22 protein-coding genes are annotated in these 18,342 nt (G+C 60.4%); 21 read left to right on the top strand and 1 reads right to left on the bottom strand.

Features of this window, described 5'->3' with window-relative positions:
* Position 1: 1 nt before the first annotated feature.
* From ACYQ01_RS08590 to ACYQ01_RS08580, 3 genes are all read left to right on the top strand, one after another.
* Positions 2–751, top strand: a complete 750-nt coding sequence (locus tag ACYQ01_RS08590) for a hypothetical protein (protein WP_459933422.1) — start codon at positions 2–4, stop codon at positions 749–751.
* Positions 715–2,934: an AAA family ATPase gene (locus ACYQ01_RS08585; RefSeq protein ID WP_459933421.1), complete on the top strand. Its 2,220-nt coding sequence runs from the start codon at positions 715–717 to the stop codon at positions 2,932–2,934. The genes ACYQ01_RS08590 and ACYQ01_RS08585 overlap by 37 nt, the downstream gene beginning before the upstream one ends.
* Before the next feature lie 428 nt (positions 2,935–3,362).
* Positions 3,363–3,731 (top strand): RusA family crossover junction endodeoxyribonuclease, encoded by a 369-nt coding sequence (locus ACYQ01_RS08580; RefSeq protein WP_459933420.1) that lies wholly within the window; start codon positions 3,363–3,365, stop codon positions 3,729–3,731.
* A 35-nt stretch (positions 3,732–3,766) separates the two neighbouring features.
* On the opposite strand, the gene ACYQ01_RS08575 is transcribed toward ACYQ01_RS08580, so the two are convergent.
* The gene (locus tag ACYQ01_RS08575) at positions 3,767–4,441 is read right to left on the bottom strand and encodes a hypothetical protein (RefSeq protein ID WP_459933419.1); all 675 of its coding nucleotides are present in this window, start codon (positions 4,439–4,441) and stop codon (positions 3,767–3,769) included.
* A 700-nt stretch (positions 4,442–5,141) separates the two neighbouring features.
* Between ACYQ01_RS08575 and ACYQ01_RS08570 the strand changes: the two genes are divergently transcribed.
* The 18 genes from ACYQ01_RS08570 to ACYQ01_RS08485 all read left to right on the top strand — a co-directional run bounded on the left by ACYQ01_RS08570 (position 5,142) and on the right by ACYQ01_RS08485 (position 18,339).
* A complete protein-coding gene (locus tag ACYQ01_RS08570; RefSeq protein WP_459933418.1) occupies positions 5,142–5,663 on the top strand; it encodes a terminase small subunit in 522 nt (173 codons plus the stop codon).
* A gap of 112 nt (positions 5,664–5,775) precedes the next feature.
* Positions 5,776–7,107: a hypothetical protein gene (locus ACYQ01_RS08565; RefSeq protein ID WP_459933417.1), complete on the top strand. Its 1,332-nt coding sequence runs from the start codon at positions 5,776–5,778 to the stop codon at positions 7,105–7,107.
* 3 nt (positions 7,108–7,110) lie between these two features.
* On the top strand, positions 7,111–9,315 hold the full coding sequence (locus tag ACYQ01_RS08560) for a portal protein (RefSeq protein WP_459933416.1): 2,205 nt from the start codon (positions 7,111–7,113) through the stop codon (positions 9,313–9,315).
* The gene (locus ACYQ01_RS08555) at positions 9,305–9,535 is read left to right on the top strand and encodes a hypothetical protein (protein WP_459933415.1); all 231 of its coding nucleotides are present in this window, start codon (positions 9,305–9,307) and stop codon (positions 9,533–9,535) included. Before ACYQ01_RS08560 ends, ACYQ01_RS08555 begins: the two co-directional genes overlap by 11 nt.
* On the top strand, positions 9,532–11,154 hold the full coding sequence (locus tag ACYQ01_RS08550) for a hypothetical protein (protein ID WP_459933414.1): 1,623 nt from the start codon (positions 9,532–9,534) through the stop codon (positions 11,152–11,154). The genes ACYQ01_RS08555 and ACYQ01_RS08550 overlap by 4 nt, the downstream gene beginning before the upstream one ends.
* 3 nt (positions 11,155–11,157) lie before the next feature.
* A complete protein-coding gene (locus ACYQ01_RS08545; protein ID WP_459933413.1) occupies positions 11,158–11,844 on the top strand; it encodes a LamG domain-containing protein in 687 nt (228 codons plus the stop codon).
* An 11-nt stretch (positions 11,845–11,855) separates the two neighbouring features.
* A complete protein-coding gene (locus ACYQ01_RS08540; protein WP_459933412.1) occupies positions 11,856–12,407 on the top strand; it encodes a hypothetical protein in 552 nt (183 codons plus the stop codon).
* A gap of 163 nt (positions 12,408–12,570) precedes the next feature.
* Positions 12,571–12,954 (top strand): thermonuclease family protein, encoded by a 384-nt coding sequence (locus tag ACYQ01_RS08535; RefSeq protein ID WP_459933411.1) that lies wholly within the window; start codon positions 12,571–12,573, stop codon positions 12,952–12,954.
* A gap of 183 nt (positions 12,955–13,137) precedes the next feature.
* Complete coding sequence (locus ACYQ01_RS08530; protein WP_459933410.1) at positions 13,138–13,635, top strand: transglycosylase SLT domain-containing protein; 498 nt, start codon at positions 13,138–13,140, stop codon at positions 13,633–13,635.
* Positions 13,632–13,784 (top strand): hypothetical protein, encoded by a 153-nt coding sequence (locus ACYQ01_RS08525; protein ID WP_459933409.1) that lies wholly within the window; start codon positions 13,632–13,634, stop codon positions 13,782–13,784. Before ACYQ01_RS08530 ends, ACYQ01_RS08525 begins: the two co-directional genes overlap by 4 nt.
* 3 nt (positions 13,785–13,787) lie before the next feature.
* Entirely contained in the window at positions 13,788–13,973 is a 186-nt protein-coding gene (locus ACYQ01_RS08520) for a hypothetical protein (RefSeq protein WP_459933408.1), read from the top strand.
* 2 nt (positions 13,974–13,975) lie between these two features.
* Complete coding sequence (locus tag ACYQ01_RS08515; RefSeq protein ID WP_459933407.1) at positions 13,976–14,257, top strand: hypothetical protein; 282 nt, start codon at positions 13,976–13,978, stop codon at positions 14,255–14,257.
* Between the two features lie 2 nt (positions 14,258–14,259).
* Positions 14,260–14,610, top strand: a complete 351-nt coding sequence (locus ACYQ01_RS08510; RefSeq protein ID WP_459933406.1) for a hypothetical protein — start codon at positions 14,260–14,262, stop codon at positions 14,608–14,610.
* Positions 14,603–14,836: a hypothetical protein gene (locus ACYQ01_RS08505; protein ID WP_459933405.1), complete on the top strand. Its 234-nt coding sequence runs from the start codon at positions 14,603–14,605 to the stop codon at positions 14,834–14,836. Before ACYQ01_RS08510 ends, ACYQ01_RS08505 begins: the two co-directional genes overlap by 8 nt.
* A gap of 65 nt (positions 14,837–14,901) precedes the next feature.
* Entirely contained in the window at positions 14,902–15,933 is a 1,032-nt protein-coding gene (locus ACYQ01_RS08500) for a hypothetical protein (protein WP_459933404.1), read from the top strand.
* Positions 15,934–15,945: 12 nt separating this feature from the next.
* The gene (locus tag ACYQ01_RS08495; RefSeq protein WP_459933403.1) at positions 15,946–16,941 is read left to right on the top strand and encodes a N4-gp56 family major capsid protein; all 996 of its coding nucleotides are present in this window, start codon (positions 15,946–15,948) and stop codon (positions 16,939–16,941) included.
* A 260-nt stretch (positions 16,942–17,201) separates the two neighbouring features.
* Complete coding sequence (locus ACYQ01_RS08490) at positions 17,202–17,651, top strand: hypothetical protein (protein ID WP_459933402.1); 450 nt, start codon at positions 17,202–17,204, stop codon at positions 17,649–17,651.
* Positions 17,652–17,658: 7 nt separating this feature from the next.
* On the top strand, positions 17,659–18,339 hold the full coding sequence (locus ACYQ01_RS08485) for a phage adaptor protein (protein ID WP_459933401.1): 681 nt from the start codon (positions 17,659–17,661) through the stop codon (positions 18,337–18,339).
* Positions 18,340–18,342: the final 3 nt, after the last annotated feature.

Genomic DNA, 18,342 nt, shown 5'->3' with positions numbered 1-18,342 from the left:
CATGATCGACCTCAACAGCTACTCATCCAACGCCGTGTCCGAGCGCGTGGACTGGCACATCAACGCCGCCATAGACCGCGAAGCGCAGGCGGAGCCCGGCCGCACCTATCTCGGTGCGTCGATCCTGGGCGACCCCTGCGAGAGGGCCGTCCAGTTCTACGCCATGCAGGCCCGTCAGGATCGTGTGCCTACAGGCCACAAGCACGACATCTTCGCCCGGGGCCATTGGATCGAGTCGCTCATGATTCGTCGCCTGCGCGGCGCCGGCTTCCTGCTGGCCGACGTGGACCCGCGTACCGGCCAGCAGTTCGAGTTCGTCTGGAAAGGATTTCGCAGAAAGCTTCGTGGGCACCCGGATGGGCTGCTCCTGCATTGGCTGGGCGAAGGAGAATCCCCCGTGGAGCTCCCCGCTCTTTGGGAATGCAAGGGCCTGGGCTCGAAATGGTGGAAGAGGGGCATCAAAGACGGCCTGCGTTGGGCGTTCCCCAGATATTTTGGCCAGGTGCAGCTCCTCATGGGTGGATTCAACCTGCCCAGGGCGCTCTTCACCTCGGTCAACGCCGACACCATGGAGCGCCACCACGTGGTGGTCCCCTTTGACCAGGCCGCCTACAACAACCTCCTGGCCCGGGCCCAACGCGTCTTTTTGGCCATCATGGCGGGAGAGATGCTTCCCCGCGGCTACGGTACCGAGACTCGCATGGAATGTCGCATGTGCAACTTCTCAACCACGTGCTGGGCGACGAAGTGAACGACAAGGAGCAGCCGCCCATGAGCCGGGTCATCGACCTGAATCTTGCCAAGAGGCAGGATGAAGAGATCGGACACCAGAAGACCTCGGTGTTCGAGGCTGTTGAGACTTTCAGGGATTTCATCGCGCAGTCGGGTCTGGGCAGGCCAGAGATCATCCCTGACGGAAGAATCCATCGCTTCGATTTGCCGGATGAATACGCCGGGAAGAAGGGAGGGTGGTATCTCTTCCATCCTGATGACAAGCCATGCCCGGCTGGCGTGGTTGGAGCCTGGAAGCTAGATTTCAAAGAAAATTGGAGCCTGAAAGCAAACTGGGAACTGTCCACAGCGGATAGAGACCAACTCCGTGAACTTCTACGCTCGGCGAAAGAAGCCCGCGATGCGGAGCGTCGAAAAGAGGCTGACGAGGCGGCAAGCTCGGCTACCGCGATACTCACAGCCTCTCCGGACGCCACGGATGATCATCCTTACCTGAAACGCAAGCGGGTAAGAGCTTTCGGCCTCAAAGTCGGAGAGCGCCAAACCCTCCTGGTCCCGATGTTCGACACGGCCGGCCAGATCAGAGGGTTACAGCGCATCAAACCTGACGGGAAGAAACTCTTCCTGAAGGACATTGACCCCAAGGGAGCCTTCGGTTGGATCGATGGCGACAGAACCACGATCTACATGGCCGAAGGATACGCGACCGGCGCTAGCGTCCACATGGCCACAGGCTCGGCCGTGGCCATCGCGTTCAACGCCGGCAACCTGGAACCGGCCGCCAAGGCGGTCAAGGAGGTGTTCCCTTCATCGCGGCTGATCATCGCCGCGGACAATGACCGTTGGACCACCGATCAGCAAGGAAGACCTCGAAATGTCGGCGTTGAAAAAGCCCTTGTGGCCGGGCATGCAGTAGGGGCACAGGTCAATGTGCCTGAGTTCCGAGACCTGTCCAGTCGGCCCAAAGACTTCAACGATCTACACACCCTGGAGGGCCTGGAATCTGTCCGCGTCCAGGTTCAAGGGTTCAAGATCAAGCTCGCGGATTGGAGTCTATCCAGGCTTCAAGGGAAAGAGCCGCCCCCGCTCAAATGGCTCGTGGAGAATCTATTCCCGTGTGGGAAGGTAGTTGTCCTGGCAGCCGCAGGGGGAACAGGGAAAGGCCTCCTCACCCTGGATATGGCCATTAAGGTCTCAGCCGGCCCGTCTCAAGGGATAGACCTTGGCGGAGGTGACCTCGTCATGGGTCATCGCATCAATCAGCACGGCCCGGTGATCATTCTCGCTGCTGAAGACGACGCCGATGAGATCCACCGTCGCGTTTTTGGGTTGGGGCGCACGCTCCCAGAATCTCTCTACGTGGTAACGTCCCCCGACCTGGACGAACCCAATCCGCTCGTGGTCAACGGACCACGCGGGCCAGAGAGAACTCCATTCTGGGATGAGTTTTTGTCCCAGGCCATACGTATCAGACCCGGCCTCATCATCGTCGATCCGTTGAGCTGCTTCGTTCATGCCGACGCCAACGACCCCGGAGTCGGCCAATTTGTCATGGCGCTTTTGAGTTCCATGGCCCGAAAGACCGGGGCAGCTGTCATCGTAGTGCACCACTTCGCCAAACTCAAGGACGGCATCAAGACACCAGAGCAGGCCCGTGGAGCCATTCGTGGCGCAGCGGCGATCGTGGACCACGCCAGAGGAGCATATGCGCTATGGAGCGAAGCGGACGACAAAGCTCGCCAAGTTTGCAAGCAGCTTGGCGAAGGGTTCGAACGGGGGAAAGTGGTCTGCGGTTGCCTGGTGAAACACAACTACCGGGGTGACGACGAGATTCATACCTACGTTCGTGGTGAGAACGGATTGCTGACTAGGCGTGACCTCACCATCACTGAGAAGGTGCGCGAGCATCGACCCAATCAGTTTGCGGCCCTCGTCGACTGCATCCGGGACTGGGCCGAGAAAGGTCAGCCGTTTACCAAGTCCGGGAAACCGAACGGACTTCATGAAAGACGTGAGGACCTGCCAGTAGCCCTCAGAGACCTTGGAAAGCATACCCTTGAGCGCATGGTGCAAACCCTCCTGGATGAAGGGCGTCTTGTCTCCTGCGTTGCCGTGGGAGGGAGCGGGAAAAATCGCCTCGACGTTCCTGGCGGACCCGTCGCACAGGGCATCATCAAGGCCATGCCGGGTTCAGGAGAGTGATTCTATGGCACAGTTAATGCTAAAGAACTCGTTCCCGCCTGTTCCCGGATTTCTGTTCCCAGTCCATGCTAAACATTACAATACGTTAGAATGCGTTCCCGCTTGTTCCCGGCTTGTTGTTCCCGCTAAAAGGAAAAGTAGGACAACAATTGTCCGTGTTCCCGCTTGTTCCCGGTTTTGGGCTTGTTCCCGCTTGTTCCCGGGAACTGTTCCCGGCCTAAAAACCCCGCAACCCGCATGGTTGAGCCATTTCGTGTTCCCGCGTTCCCGGTTCGTGTTCCCGGCTGGGAACGTAGAGCTGGCCTATGTTCCCGTGTTCCCGGCCTCCCCCCTCTCTAAGAGAGGGAGAGAGCTTAATACTCTCCCTCTCCGGGAAGAGAGGACGTGGGCACGAGAAGAAATTTTTTCAAAATAAAAAAGGTGGGGATATGATCGAACTAAAACTTCCCTGGCCGATCTCGACCAACAAGGCTTGGAAGCCGCATGGAAATCGCTTTCGGCTCAATCCGAAGGTCAAGGTGTTTCGCCTGGCAGTAAAGAGCATCGTCGTGGCGGCGAAACTCACCGGCCTTCCTTTGCACGGGCCATTGCAGGTCGACGTAATGCTCTTTCCACCTGATCGGCGCATCAGGGATGGAGATAATTTCGATGGGAAGGTGCTTTACGACGCCCTGACCAAAGCCGGCGTGTGGTGTGACGACTCTCAAGTCAGAGACAGACGACAGCGGTGGGGCGAGGTCGTGAAAGGCGGATGCGTGGTGATCAAGATCGCTACGCTTGGGGAAATGGCGGCATGAAAAAGGCCCTGGCTTACGCCAGAGCCTTGCGCTTTCTACCTCGTCGAAGCCGCCGGCTTCGGTGGGCGGCCGCGCTTCGGACGCTCCAACTCTTGATATGCCGCGATATCGGCCTCGGTAAAAATCCAGTCGCGTCCCGTGCGCTCGCCTCCCAATTGTCCCGCCAACTGTCTAACTCGGGCGGGGGTCACCTGGAGACGTTCTGCGACCTGCGAGGTGGAGAGGACTCCGCCCGTACCCCCGTTGGCCGCGGTAGGATGGTGTTCCGCCTGGGACATCCAATAATCCCGGTTGATGCTCCACCCGACATCGCGGTGCCACTCGGAGTCCTCGACCCCCCACCCAGTCATCACGGACAGCAGGTCCGGCATGTTGGCCCGACCATTTGTCAGGCGCAGCAGGTTTTGCAGAGGCTGAATAGCCTCGTCGGGGGTCACCGTATGCAGGAACCGGATGAGGCGGGGCCGCGTGGTTTCCTCGTCGAGTTTTCCCAGTTCGTGCCAGAGGGTTCCTCGGGTGGGCGTTTTTATCCCGCAAATTGTGGCCGTCAGCAGATTTATGCTCTCAGGGGCTATCGTTTCTCCCGATGTGACGAGCGAGTCCCTCACGGGGTGCCGTTCGAGATTTTTCAGGGAGGGCCACGGGACAAGGGCGTCGCGTCCTTCCCTGTGAAATGCGGTCCAAATGTCAACGAGGCGCTGAATGGTCATCTATGCCTCCCTGTGTCCGGTGATGGTGAGGATAAAACCACTTCCACGACGTTCAATGAGCCCACGGCTTATCCAACGGCGCACGGTAGAGGTGGAGACGCGCAGTCGGTCTATGCGCACGACATCACCGGGGAGGGGGTTGCTATGACCCTGGACACCGCGGTCGTCGATCTCGTGAACAGTATCGTGGAAAAGTTGGCTGTACATGGCGTGCTCCTTGTTTGTGCTTGAGGGCGATTCCCGTCGCCGTTGATAAATATCTAACGCTAGCGTTAGCAGTTGTCAACAAAAAATTTGCGCTAGGGTAAAAATATTTTAACCAGTGAGGACAAGAGGTTATGAGTTCACATCCTGAAAAGAGGCCGGAGATGGATAGGGAGAGCGGGGAGAGAAGATGATCAGCAAATACGATTTGAGAGGCCGGAAGGCCATTTTGGCGTTTTGGGGGCTGAAAAAGTGGGCTTCAGTTCTTCGTCGCATAGAGTCTGGTGCTCCAATTCATCGGGAGCCAGGGAGGAGGAAGTGGATTGCGTCATCAGAAGAACTTGACGCGTGGAGCGTCGGCCATTTCGAAGAGATATCCGAGCCACGCCCCCAATAGGTCCGCAAAAGTCCACAAAGGTCCGCAAAGGTCCTCTTCTCAACTGGAAAATGTTGTGCCTTACTGGGGGGCATGAGCCGCCCTAACTCTCAGGAAAAGTTGACCGCCAAGCAGGCCGCTTTCGTCCTGGAATACCTCAAGGATTTGAACGCTACCCAGGCTGCGATTAGGGCAGGGTATAGTGTTAAAAATGCAGGAAGAATTTCAACTGAACTGGTCAGTAAAAGTCACATTGTCGAAGCGATAAAAGAGCAGCAGCAGGCCATGGCGCGCCGCACGCTCGTCACTGCCGACAGGGTGATCGCGGAACTGGCGAAAGTGGCGTTTGCCTCAATGCGGAACTACGTCACTGTCAACGAAGACGGCACGCCTGTTCTTGATTTTAACAACAACGCTGCTGATCTCGGTGTTGTTTCAGAGATTACTCAGGAAACATACGTTGAAGGCAAAGGGGAGGATGCTCGTGATGTAAAAAGAACACGTTTCAAGCTGTACGACAAAATGAACGCTCTTTCTCAGCTCGCCAAGAATCTGGGGATAACCCCGGAAACACTCAACGTTCAATCCAGCAAAAAGTTCGAAATACGCATCATCAAAGGGCCTGGTGACGACGATGCTTGAATATCGCATGTCGCAAACCCTTAGACGCTTTCACGAGGACAATTCTTTCGTCCGTGGGATTATGGGGCCTGTTGGGTCAGGCAAGTCCGTGTCCTGCTGCTGGGAGATTTTTATGCGTTCCTGCGCCCAGGCCCCTGTCCAGGACGGGAAGCGCCGTACTCGTTGGGCCGTGGTGCGAAACACATACGGCGAACTTCTGGACACAACGTGGAAAACTTGGTCGGAGTGGTTCAAGCCGGGCCTGTTCGGCACGTTCAACAAGAGCGAATTCACATTCACGTTGCAAGCGGACGATGTCGAAGCGGAAATCCTTTTCCGCGCCCTGGATCGTCCGGAGCATGTTTCAAAGCTGCTGTCGCTGGAGCTCACCGGGGCCTGGATCAATGAGGCGAGAGAGGTCCCCAAGGCCATCCTGGACGGAGTCACCGGGCGTGTAGGGCGCTACCCCAAGAAGATCGCGGACGTCGCCGGAGACCTCACAGGCAACTCCTCGTGCACCTGGTGCGGTGTGATCATGGACACCAACCCGCCGGACGAGGACCACTGGTGGTACCGTCTCGCCGAGGATGAAGTGCCCAGCGGCTGGAGATTTTTCCGGCAGCCTGGCGGCCTGATCCGGAAAAATGGGAAGTGGGTGCCCAACCCCGCAGCCGAAAACATCGCCAATCTGAACGGCGGATATGACTACTATCTGCGCCAGCTTGCTGGAAAATCTGAAGAATACATCACAACGTATCTTGGCGGCCAATACGGCGTCGTCGGGACCGGTCGGCCTGTCTACCCCGAGTACAACGACCTGATTCATGCGTCGACAACGCCGCTTACGGCGGTGCCTGGCGTGCAGCTTATCCTATCCTGGGACTTCGGCCTGACGCCTGCGGCTGTCCTGCTCCAGCCCACGGCCAGGGGGAGGCTGCTGGTCCTGCGCGAGTGGTGCGCCGAGGACATGGGCATCAGGCAGTTTGCCGAGCAGGTGGTCAAGCCGGACCTCACCCGGGCATACCCAGGATTCTCCGTCCGGAGCGTTGGCGATCCGGCCGGGGCACAACGGGCGCAGAACGATTCTACGCGGAGCTGCTTCATCGAGCTGTCCAAACTCGGGATCCCCACCTCTCCTGCCCCCACAAACGCATTCCTCCCTCGGCGTGAGGCCGTGGCATGGTTCCTCACCAGCCTAGTGGACGGCCAGGGGCGGCTAGTAATCGACCCCTCGTGCAAGCGCATCCGTAGGGGGTTCCTCGGAAAGTATTTCTTCGAGCGCGTCAAGGTCAGTGGCGACGAGCGGTTCAAGGACGAGCCCTGCAAGAATCTCTACTCGCATCCGCATGATGCCCTCCAATATGGCTGTCTGACGGCCAGGGCTGGGCAGGGACGGATCGATCAGGATCAACAACGCAAACCACGTCCCCGCCCGCGTCGGTCGGGATCACGAGCGGGGTATTAGTAGATGGGAAAACGTGACTTCAGCCGCATCGCGGATCAGGCCGATACGCTCGGCCTCCGCCTCCTCTCCAGGTTCGAGGAGGCGGAAAAAGACCGTCAGGAAGTGGAACAGCGCTGGATCAAAGCGCTGCGAATGTACCGGGGAAAGTACGACGACGAAACGTTGTCCGACATCGACGCGAACCGTTCGTGCACGTTTATTCGCTCGGGCCGCATAAAGGTGGAGAATCTGACGAGGCTCGAGCTTTCCATCATGCTGGGCCAAAACGACACGTCGTGGACGATCGAGCCGACGCCGAACCCGGATGTGAGCGACCAGGACTGGCAGGGGCTGGTGCAGCGAGTGATGACCGCCAAGCCGGACGCTGGGCCTGAGGACTTCGAGGCCGCTGTGCGGGCCTTGGCCGACATCAGGGCCCGGAACATGAGTCGGGAAATCCGGGACCAGTTGGACGGGAACGAGAAACGGCGCTGGTCCGACATCATGCGCCGGGCTGTGTTTTCGAAGAACCTCTACGGCACGGGATGTGTGAAGGGTCCGCTGGTCGAGGAGTACGAAAGCACGTCATGGAAGCAGGGTCCCATGCTGGATGAGGGCGGCCACCCTGCCGTCAACCCGCAGACTGGGCAGCCGGTCATATCCTGGCAGCCCGTGCGTGAGAAAAAATTGAGGCCCTACGTCGAGCACGTTCCCCTTTGGGGCCTGTACCCGGACACGTCGGGAAAATCACTTGACGAGGCCACATTCATTTTTGAGCGCCACATCTACACCAAACCGGAACTGCGATCCCTCGGCAAGCGGGAAGACTTCGATGCGTCGAAAATCGACGCTTTCCTGCGCGAGTACCCCGAGGGGAATGCCGACACGTGGAAGGACTATGAGGCCAGCCTGAACGCCCTCTCCGACGACAAGGGGGCCGGCCTGAAGCGGGCGCGCCAGTACGAGGTGCTGGAGTTCTGGGGACTGGTGCGCCTCGGGGACATCGCGGAGTGCGGATGCGATGTCCCCGAGGATTCCGACATCGAGGAGGACGTGTGGGCCCACTGTTGGACCCTCGGCCCCATGGTCATCAAGGCCGCTATCCAGCCGCTGGAGGGGGTCACCCTCCCGTATCATTTCGGATATTTCGACAAGGATGAGTCCTCGATATGGGGGCAAGGGCTCATGGATTTGACCGAGGACACGCAGGACATGCTCAACTCCGGCGTGCGCATCCTGCTGGATAACGCGGCAATCTGCGCTGGCCCGCAGATTGAGGCCAACGCTGATTTTTTCGACAACGGGGAGGACTTCGAAAGCGTATATCCATTCCGCATCTGGGTCCGGGGCGGCAATGGAATGATGGCGGACCCCAATGCCCCTGCCTTGCGCGTTTATACCATCCCCTCAATGAGCCAGGATGTACTCTCCATCATCCAATTGGCGGAACGATTTAACGATGAGGTCTCTGGCGTGCCTTCTTCGGACACGGGAGACATTGGTAGAATCGGCAAAGACCAGACAGCCACAGAGGCGTCCATCCGCACGCAACGCAGCAACACCATGGTGCGGGAACAGATTCTGCGCTGGGATGACAACGTAACTAGGCCTGTCATTACAGATGTATACCGTTGGAATATGCAATTCAACGACCGGTCAGACATCAAGGGGGACTACGAAGTCAAGGCCCGTGGCACCGCCGGGACCCAGGCCAAGGAGATCAGAGCCCAACAACTGGTTGCGTTCTGGCAGATGGTCATGAGCGACCCCGAGGCCAGGAGCATGGTCAAGGTGGATGAAGTGCTTCGGACTATAGGCCAAAACATGGAAATCCCGGATGCGATCCTCAAGGACAAGGAGGAGTATGCGGCCTGGCAGCAAAAGCAGATGGAGCAGCAAGCCATGATGCAGGGGCAGATGGTCATGCAACAGATCGGCCCCGTGCTCCAGGCTCACGAAAAGGCCATCCAGCAAATCGCGCAAATGATGCAAAAGCTTGTGGCCCATGGGCAGAGCGGGGCGCAAGGAGACGATACCAGGCGAGCCGAGCTTGCCCTGAAGGCGCAAGATTCAGCCCAGTCCCATGAGATTAAGAAAGCTGAACTGGCCATGCGTGCGGATGAGGGGAGAACCGAGAAACTCAAGGCGGTTGGCCAGTTGGAAACCAAGAAAGCGGACTTGCTGATGCGCGGTGCCTCTCAAACCGCAGGAGTACAACATGCCGAGTGAGCGAAGCATCGACGTATTCAGGTCCCTGTACGAGCGGAAGGACGATCTCGTGGTCAGGGAGTTCGTCAAAGGTTTGGGACTCTCCATCCATGAGGGACATCGAGCCCTCGAGGCCCTGGCGGACCCTCGGTTGATCGCCATTCAGCAAGGACGCATTGAGTTGGCCCGGCACATCATCAAGGGGATCACCGAACCGATCCGCATCAAGGGGGACAAATGACAGCCCCAACCGTACGCGTTACCGCCACCGTTTTCGACCAGGCTGGTCAGCCCATTGAGGGGGCGACCATTCTCATGACCCTGGACCGGTCTGAGGTCTATCAAGGGTTCGTGGTCCCGGCCTCGGCCAGCGGGACGACAGATGCGACTGGACAGACCGTATTGCTCGTTTTCCCTAATGCACTCGGGGTGAACGGCAGTCAGTACAAGGTCACGGTCACCACTCCGGAGAAGACCATTCGCTCCACGGCGGTAGTCCCGAATTCAGACAGCTACCTGCACGATATCATGCAGACTCCACCGTACCCGGCGATTTCCCTGGCCCAGCAGGCGACGAACCAGGCGCAGGTGTATGCGGCTCAGGCGGGGGCGAGTGCCACGCAATCTATGGCTGGGGCAGCGACGGCTGTGGCCAGCAGGGATGAGGCCCTGGCCGCACGAGATGTTGTGTTGTCGTCCCAAGCCGTAACCGTGGCCGCCCGCGACCAGGCCGTGGATTCGGCCACCGTGGCCCAGGCCGCCCGCGACCAGGCCGTGGCCAGCGTGGGCGCGGTCAAGGTGAGCGTGGCCGACACAACCGCCTCCACGCTCTCCGAGGCCTTGGACGTCAACGCCCCCATGGGCATGGCCATCGAGAACCCCGGCGGGGACGAACGGCTGACGCTTTCGGTTTCCGATCTTGCCGGGGCCGCGGCGGACCAGGACGGAGCCGCCGGTCTGGTGCCGGCTCCCGCGGCGGGCGACGAGGCGAGGTTTTTGCGCGGCGACGCCACCTGGCAGCCCCTGGACGCCCAGACCCTCGGCCTGGACCTGGTGGAAAACGTGCCGGCCGTGGATAGACGCCTTGGCCAGGCCAGGGGCGACCTGGTCGCGTTCAGCGCCGCCGGGACGCCGGCCCGTCTGCCCGCCGGAACGGACGGCCAGGTGCTCGTCGCCGACAGCACGCAGGCGTGCGGCCTTCGCTACGTGGCCCCCAGCGCCGGAGCCTGGACGACCTTCGAGGCCCTTCCCACGCGCACGGACGACGCCACGTTCGCGGTGGCGGACACTGCTGCGAACCAGGCGATTTTCGCGCCCGGGCGCCCGATCCGGTTTCGGCAAAACGACACCACGTCCTGGGTCTACGCCCTGGTCACGGCCTACAACGCGGGCGTGGTAACCATCGCCGGAGCGCCCTACACGTCCACTATCGGAGCCGATTCGGGGCGCGAGATGCACTATGGCGACATGGCCCGCCTGGTACAGGAGACCGTCGCCTTTGCCGGCCGCTTCGCGGCTGTGGCCACCACCCAGGCCATCCAGGATATGCTTTTGCTCCGGTACGTCTGGACGCGCGGCGCGGCGCATTGCGTGGGCTTCCGGGTGCGCCCGCTGGTGGACGATTCCGGCGCAGACCAGCCCCACGTCAACGTCTCGTGCAACGGCGCGCTGGTCGGGACGGCCAACGCGGGTGCCGGCCTGGCCGTGAGCGATGCGGCCTGGACAGCCACCACCACGGACATCTCCGTGGCCAACGCGGCGATTGGATTTGGTCAGCCGCTCGAAGTGGTTATCGACGCGGCCGGGACCAACGACGACGCGCGCGACCTCACCGTAATCGTCAACCTGGTGTTGGAGTAGATTATGGGTGTGATCGTTTCGCCTCCCGGCCAACGCGGGCGCGATCCCTACACCAAGTTGCTCCTGACCGGAGACGCCGTGACAGACGCGTCCCTGTCGGGCCGGACCCTGACCAACAACGGCGTCACCGTGATGGACGCCACCGGAACGAACAAGCCGGCCGGTGTAGCCAAGTCGCTGTATTTCAACGGAAGCAGCGCGAAGCTGGCGATTCCGTATTCCGACGACTTCAACTTCGGATCTGGCGACTTTACCCTTGATGCGTGGGTGTGCCCATATAACGCATTACCTAACAACTATGCACTATTTCAACAATACCTTGACAATAGCAACCGGGTTGACTTCATGATTCTTGGAGGGAATTTCCTTAGATGTCAGCACGAAGTCGGCGGGTCGCAGTATTATGCACAAGGATCTTGCGCCGCTCTGGCAGCGAATGCATGGTCGCATCTGGCATGGGTACGATCTGACGGCGCGATGCGTATATATAAAGATGGGGTGGCCATTACGTTCAGCGCCGATACACTCGCCGGGAGTGAGCCGTTTTCAGTGTCTGATTCTGCCGTGTATCACATAGGCTACTGGACTGTTAGCTCGTATTATTTTCCAGGCCAAATCGCTAACCTGCGCATCTCCAAGGGCATCGCCCGCTGGACGCGCGACTTCACGCCGCCACAACGGGCGTACTAGAGGGGGGAGCTATGGATCGTACATATCAGCATCTAATACAGATGGACGGGACGTACATCGTGCAGGAGGTCCGCGCGGACGGCCTGACACGCCTCGTAGCGAAGGGCCACCCTACCTATCTGGCCTGGCTGGCAGCCGGCGGCGTGCCCGAGGTGGTGGCGTATGTCGCGCCGGTGCCTCCGAGCCTAGAGGTGGTCAAGGCGGCCAAGATTGCAGAGATCACGGCCAGATGTGACGCGACTCTCTCCCCCTTGGCCGCCGAATACGGCGTCATGGAGCGCGCCACCTGGGACCAGCAGTCCGCAGAGGCCAAGGCCCTGGTCGTCGACGCCAATGCGGACGCTCCGCTTGTCCGAGCCATGGCTACAGCCAGAAATATCGACGTGATTGAACTGGCCGGACGCATTCTCGGGCACGAGGCCCGCTGGAAGGCTATCGCCGGGGCGGTAATCGGCCAGCGCCAGGCGCTGTGGGACCACGTTGACGCCATCACCGCCGAGACTCCCGACGCCGTGGCCGCCGTGCAAGCTATTGAGGTGGTCTACAGTCCCCCCGAGACATAAAGCGGCACTCAGGCTTAGCGTGGGGCGAACGAAAACAAAAAGGATGACCAAAGACATGCGAAAGGCACCAGAATTGATTCTAGGCCTATTTCTGGCCCTGTGTGCAGCTACGGACGCTTTTGCGTTCCAAGCAACCGTCACCGCAGTCCACGACGGTGACACCGTGACCCTGGACACCGGCCAGAGGGTGCGCTTGTGGGGCGTGGACGCCCCCGAGGAGAAGTCCCGCAAGTGGGCCAAGCAGCCAGGGGCGGACCAGGCGCGAGACTTTCTCGCCGGGCTCGTACTCTGGCAAACCGTCGAGGTGGAACAGAAGGGCCGAAGCTACGATCGGATCGTGGGTGACATCACCTTGACCGACAGCCGGCACGTCTCGGGCGAGATGGTGGCCGCCGGGTGGGCCTGGGTCGATTTGGGGTACTGCCGGAAGAAGGCCTTGTGCGGCCCATGGTCGGATGCTCAGGCCAGGGCACAGGCGCAGGGGGTTGGATTGTGGGGTCTAAGCGAGGCCGTCCCGCCGTGGGATTGGCGGAAAGTCCGGGAGTGAGTTATAAAGGATTCCTTATAAACTGGATAAACTGGTCGCCCCTTCGGGGCGGCCTTTTTCGTGGCGTCACGAAAATGGTCAAGACGTGTGCTCTCACTAATTTGTCAACAGGTACGTAAAGGTCCGTAAAGGTCCGCAAAGGTCCTCTTCTCAACTGGACCAGAATATGTCTTATTCTGGGGCATGCTCACCACTGATCAACACCATGTTTTCATCGCCGAAGCTGCCGTCACCTACGGCCTGCCCCCCGACCTGGTCGCGGCCGTGGTGCGCGTGGAGTCCGGCGGAAATCCTCTGGCCTTTCGGTTCGAGTCCGCGTTTCTCAAACGCTACGTGCTGCCGAACGCCTCGGTGAAGGCCAAGGCCCCATGCAGCCTGGAAACCGAACGCCAGGCCCGGGCCATGTCCTGGGGGCTCATGCAGGTGATGGGCGAGACCGCCCGGGGACTGGGCTTCGACGGGCCGTATCTTTCCGCCCTGACGGACCCGGCCACCGGACTCGATTACGGCTGTCGCCTGCTGGCCCGGCTCAAGGCCCGCTATCTGTCCCGTCACGGCTGGGCCGGCATCGTGGCGGCCTACAACGCCGGATCGGTGCGGTTCGCGCCGGACGGCTGCTTCGTCAACCAGGCGTACGTCAACGCCGTGGCCAAAGCCCTGGGCGGGAGGTGGCCGGAATGAGCGACCGCAGGACCATCGAAGAGGCTCGCGCCGACAGGCGTTGCGATCAATGTCCGCATCGCGAGCGCTTCGGCCAGGGCGAATGCCTGCACCCCCGTCGCGACGAATCCAACACATGCCCCGGCCAGGAAGAGCCGGGCGAGGAGTAGACCATGGCCGGAGAGCCGAAAAGCTGGTGGAAATCCAAGACGCTCTTGGTCAACGGCCTGAGCGCCATCGCTGTATGCGTGCAGGCCCTTTCCGGCCAGCCGTGGTTCGATCCCGAGTTGCAGGCCGCCCTGCTGTCCATGGTCAACGTCGTGCTCCGGATCATGACCAACCAACCGGTGGGGAGGTAGCCATGCACAACGTCGCCTGCCTTGTCCTGGCCTGTGCGCTCCTCTGCGGTGGATGCGCGGGCGTTAAGCCATCTCCCGCGTCTACGCCCGTTTTGACGGCTTCTGACGCCGTCACGCAGCTGGCCGGGTCGACAATGGCCATTGCATCCTTAACCAGCCATCTGCCGAGCACTGGCCCGACGGCTGCTGATGCCGACACCGTGGCCCACATCGAGGGCTATGCGGCATGGGCGAGCGTTGCTCTTCAGGCGCTTAGCCTCGTCGTTAAGGCCGCGGGGATGTAACCGTGCTGGTTGTCCTGCCCTCCGGGCTCATCGCCCCCGACACCTACCGGGACGCCCCGGCCGAGCTGCGGTCGCAGGTGTGCAACGGTTGCGGCCTCGCTGCTTGGCGCGTTGACCCCATCCCGGACACCCTGGCCGGCGTTGGTATCGGAGAGGCCTGCAACATCCACGACTGGATGTACCACGAGGGGGTCGACAAATGGCAGGCCGACGAAGTGTTTTTGCAGAACATGGCATTGCTGTGTTCCAGAGCGTCGAGGCTGTTGCTCCCCATGCGGCTCTCCGAAGCCGCCCTCTATTTTCTCGCTGTTTCGCTCTGTGGTGCGCCAGCCTTCGGAGCAGACCATGTCTGAAACCGACAGCGTGCGCTTGGCCCGCATTGAGGAGAAGTTCGATGCTCTCGCGGACAAGCTTGACGAGCGCCACGAGGGCGTGGCGCGCCGCCTGGAATGTGCGGAAACTGATCTTCGTTCTCTCAAGGATGACCGGGCCAAGGTGGTTGGTGGTGCGGCCGCGCTCGGGTTTGCTGCCGGAGCTGTTGGGAGTGTGATCCTCAAACTTTTTGGAACAACGAAATAGCCGCCCATGTCGGGCCGCAAAAAATACTCAAGGCCGCCCCTCAGGGCCGCCCAAGGACGCAAGAGATGACAGGACAGGAAGCTGAAGCCACGACTTTCGAAGATGCTTGGGATGCCAAATACGCCGCAGGGTCTGGTGAGGCCGACCAGGAGGGCAAGACCGCTGATGATTCAGCCGTCAGGATGCCCGACCAGCCCGCCCCCCAGGTCGAAGCGCCGGGGCAGTTCCAGGAACTGCCGGACCACATAGAGCCGGCGGTGCAAACGGAGCCCAACTCTCAGCCTTCCAAGACGGACGGTGATGACGGCGAGGACTTCCGCACCAAGTACGAGGGGATCAAGCCCCGGTATCAGGCCGAAGAGCGCAAACGCAAGGTCGCCGAGTCGCGCGTCCAGGAACTGGAACAGCGGCTCCGCGAGATGGAAGAGCGCAGCAAGCCTCCGGCTCAGAAGGTGGCGCCCGGGCTCAACCTCGACGATGCGGAGATCGGCGAAATCGAGGATTTCCGCAGGAAGTACCCGGACATCGCCAAGGCTACTGTCGACAACCCGGACCTGGCCGCCAACTGGCAGAAGCTTCTCCTGGAGCGTGGCGAAGACGAAGTGATCGTGACCTACGAAACGGCCCGAGGCTCGGCCTCCGGTGCGGAAAAGAAGGTCATGGCCGAACTCGAACGCCGCGATGCTGAGGCGCACCTGCATGCCATTGAGGCCGAGCACCCGGATTGGCAGGAAGTTGTCCTCAATCCCAACCCGCAAAACCAGCAGGACGTCTACCATCCGGACTTTGTTCAGTGGGTGGACGCCCTGCCCATGAAAGTGGGGCAGGGCGTCGTGTGGGCGCTCCAGCATGGGAATGCCGCCAACGTCAACACCGTCCTGAAAGCGTTCAAGGACTACCGCGCGAATTTGCAGGCCCAGAAGCCTGAATCTCAGCGCGGCCAAGCGTCAACATCGTCGTACCGAACCCCGCAGCAGCAGGCCGCCGTAAGAGGGGCCATGGCTGTCCCTGGAAAGGGCACCCCTCCTCCGAAGTCTGGTCCCGGATCAAACGCCACCTTCGACGAGCTGTGGGACGCGAAGTACGGCAGAAAATAAGGAGAGCAAGCCATGCCTGGCGTTCAGACGTATACCGGACTTTCCCCCCGTACCCAGCTTTATGCGTATGAGAAGTTTCTTGAGAGGGGAGAGCCTTACATGTGCATCCAGAAGTTCATGGACAGCAAGCCGCTGCCCGCGAACAAGTCCAAGACCATCTCCATGCGTCGATATGAGTCGCTGCCCAAGGACCTCAAAGTCCTGGTGGAAGGCATTACACCAGCTCCCTCTGATTTGGACTTCACGGACTACCAGGCCACCCTGACCCCGTACGCCGATCATGTCGTCATCACCGACGTGGTGAGGATGACCCACGAGGACGACGTGTTTACCGAAACCGTGGGGCTCCTGGGCGAGCAGGCTGCCCAGATGATGGAATTCATGCGTTGGGGCATCATGACTGGCGGGTCCAATGTCCAGTACGCCAATGGGACCGCCCGCTCCTCCGTGGCGGACATCGTCAGTGACGTTCTGTTGGCGCGGGTGCTGCGCACGCTGAAGCGCTACAACGCCGTGCATCTGACCAGGGCTCTCACCGCTTCTCCCAATTACAACACGTCCCCCATCGACAGAGCCTACATCGCCATCGGCCACACGGATCTGGAGAATGACATCCGCGGGCTGACCGGATTCGTCCCTCGCGAAAAGTACACGTCCATGACTCCGTTCGACGGCGAAGTCGGTTCCTGGCGAAATATTCGCTTCATGCTCGGCTCCATTTACGAGCCGTTCAAGGACGCCGGAGGCGCCACCGGCGCGGGCACCACCCGCATCTCCACTTCCGGTTCCAAGTGCGACGTGTACCCGTTGATGGTGTTCGGCAAGGGATTCTTCAGCGGCGTGGCCCTGAAGGGAAAATACGGCGTCAACGTTGACGCCGTACCGGCCAAGCGCTCCGAATCCGATCCCCACGCTCAGCGCAATGTGGTCGCCTGGGAGACCATGCAGACCGCGCTCATCACCAATCAGCTTTGGGGTGTCCGCGTCGAGGTGGCCGCCACCCTGTAAGGATTCGTCATGGCGCTTGAAGGCATCCGGCTGGCGATAGCCAACATACCCGATGGAGTCACGAGGGACGCCCTCAACCAGATTGCGTCGCATTTGGAGGGGTACAACTCCCACACGCACGTTTGTGCCGAAACTGGAGCGGTCAGCTCGTGCCCCACGACGTTGTCCCCTGGGAAATCGGTCCCGGAAGGATCTGAAAGCGCATTTCCCGTCTAACCGGGCGGGGATAACTCCCCGCCCAAACTCAAAGAGGTAAATTTATGAGTAATGAAGACGGATTCACCATCCCCCCGGATTCGCAGGGTGAAGAGAACAACGTCCCCCCCGGCGCTTCGCAGCAGGGTGAAGACGGGGATGAACCCCAGGACGTCGGGACTTCGAAGCGTTCGGCTGGGAAGCCGGGCCGCCCCGGCAGGCAGGCCAAGGACGCTGTCGCCCAGGAAACCCTCAAACCGGTAGCGATGGAAGAGCACGTCCCCAAGGACGTGCCTCGTACCCTGGTGCGATTCCTCGAAACGTCCGGCCCTGGTGGCGATGGACGCGTGACGCAGGTCGTCAACGGTGTGTGCTACTCCTACGTGCGCAACGAAGACGTGTACGTCCCCAACTTCGTCTTATCCGCCATGCAGGACTCGGCCCCGGCTGAGACCGACCTGAAGACCGGGAAGCAGCGGCGCGTGCCCAGCTACCCTTACCAGGTCGTGAGGTAGGCTGACGATGGCGTTCACGGCCGGACGGATCATCAACATGGTGGCGCGTCAGCTCCATGATGTCGCACATACCCGTTGGACGCAGGACGAGAAACTGTTGTTCCTCAACCTTGCCCAACTGCAGGTCGTCACCTACCAGCCGCAGGCCAACGCCAAGTTCAAGACGATCCCACTCGTTGCAGGCGCGAGACAGGTCTTGTCCGCGCAGGACCTCAAGTTGATGACCATCATGCGCAACATGGGCGCGGACGGGAATACACCGGGCCGTTACGTGGCTGTCACGGACAGGGCAACGCTGGATTCCTCCCTGGCGCAGTGGACCACACCGCAGGCTGCTGTGAGTGAGATCGAATCGTATGTGGTGGATTCGCGTGTGGATGCGCAGTTTTTTGTCTATCCACCGCCGTCCGATCCAGGCCTTCAGGTTGAATGCGTGGTGTCTGAGCGTCCGGATGATTGTGCCGACGAGGATAGCGACATTGTTATCCCAGACATTTATGTCAGCCCCCTTATGCACTGGATGTTCTACCTGTGCCTGGCATTCCAAATGGACAGTCCTGCTTCGTCGCAGCAGGCTCTGTCACACTATCAGCTATTCTACAGCGAACTCGGAATCGAGCTCAAAGCCAGCGACTTGGTGACCCCAAACTATCGAGAACAATATCTAATCCCGCAGCAAGCGATGTAGCAC

The sequence above is a fragment of the Fundidesulfovibrio butyratiphilus genome (assembly GCF_054657235.1).
This window is presented reverse-complemented; position numbering and strand designations above follow the sequence as displayed.

Excerpts from the sequence above, each read along its gene's own strand:
- ACYQ01_RS08565 (WP_459933417.1), top strand. The coding sequence starts at position 5,776 with ATGCGTTCCTGCGCCCAGGCCCCTGTCCAGGACGGGAAGCGCCGTACT.
- ACYQ01_RS08545 (WP_459933413.1), top strand. The coding sequence starts at position 11,158 with ATGGGTGTGATCGTTTCGCCTCCCGGCCAACGCGGGCGCGATCCCTAC.
- ACYQ01_RS08590 (WP_459933422.1), top strand. The coding sequence starts at position 2 with ATGATCGACCTCAACAGCTACTCATCCAACGCCGTGTCCGAGCGCGTG.
- ACYQ01_RS08500 (WP_459933404.1), top strand. The coding sequence starts at position 14,902 with ATGACAGGACAGGAAGCTGAAGCCACGACTTTCGAAGATGCTTGGGAT.
- ACYQ01_RS08550 (WP_459933414.1), top strand. The coding sequence starts at position 9,532 with ATGACAGCCCCAACCGTACGCGTTACCGCCACCGTTTTCGACCAGGCT.
- ACYQ01_RS08540 (WP_459933412.1), top strand. The coding sequence starts at position 11,856 with ATGGATCGTACATATCAGCATCTAATACAGATGGACGGGACGTACATC.
- ACYQ01_RS08520 (WP_459933408.1), top strand. The coding sequence starts at position 13,788 with ATGGCCGGAGAGCCGAAAAGCTGGTGGAAATCCAAGACGCTCTTGGTC.
- ACYQ01_RS08525 (WP_459933409.1), top strand. The coding sequence starts at position 13,632 with ATGAGCGACCGCAGGACCATCGAAGAGGCTCGCGCCGACAGGCGTTGC.
- ACYQ01_RS08575 (WP_459933419.1), bottom strand. The coding sequence starts at position 4,441 with ATGACCATTCAGCGCCTCGTTGACATTTGGACCGCATTTCACAGGGAA.
- ACYQ01_RS08515 (WP_459933407.1), top strand. The coding sequence starts at position 13,976 with ATGCACAACGTCGCCTGCCTTGTCCTGGCCTGTGCGCTCCTCTGCGGT.
- ACYQ01_RS08505 (WP_459933405.1), top strand. The coding sequence starts at position 14,603 with ATGTCTGAAACCGACAGCGTGCGCTTGGCCCGCATTGAGGAGAAGTTC.
- ACYQ01_RS08580 (WP_459933420.1), top strand. The coding sequence starts at position 3,363 with ATGATCGAACTAAAACTTCCCTGGCCGATCTCGACCAACAAGGCTTGG.
- ACYQ01_RS08490 (WP_459933402.1), top strand. The coding sequence starts at position 17,202 with ATGAGTAATGAAGACGGATTCACCATCCCCCCGGATTCGCAGGGTGAA.
- ACYQ01_RS08485 (WP_459933401.1), top strand. The coding sequence starts at position 17,659 with ATGGCGTTCACGGCCGGACGGATCATCAACATGGTGGCGCGTCAGCTC.
- ACYQ01_RS08495 (WP_459933403.1), top strand. The coding sequence starts at position 15,946 with ATGCCTGGCGTTCAGACGTATACCGGACTTTCCCCCCGTACCCAGCTT.
- ACYQ01_RS08530 (WP_459933410.1), top strand. The coding sequence starts at position 13,138 with ATGCTCACCACTGATCAACACCATGTTTTCATCGCCGAAGCTGCCGTC.
- ACYQ01_RS08560 (WP_459933416.1), top strand. The coding sequence starts at position 7,111 with ATGGGAAAACGTGACTTCAGCCGCATCGCGGATCAGGCCGATACGCTC.
- ACYQ01_RS08555 (WP_459933415.1), top strand. The coding sequence starts at position 9,305 with ATGCCGAGTGAGCGAAGCATCGACGTATTCAGGTCCCTGTACGAGCGG.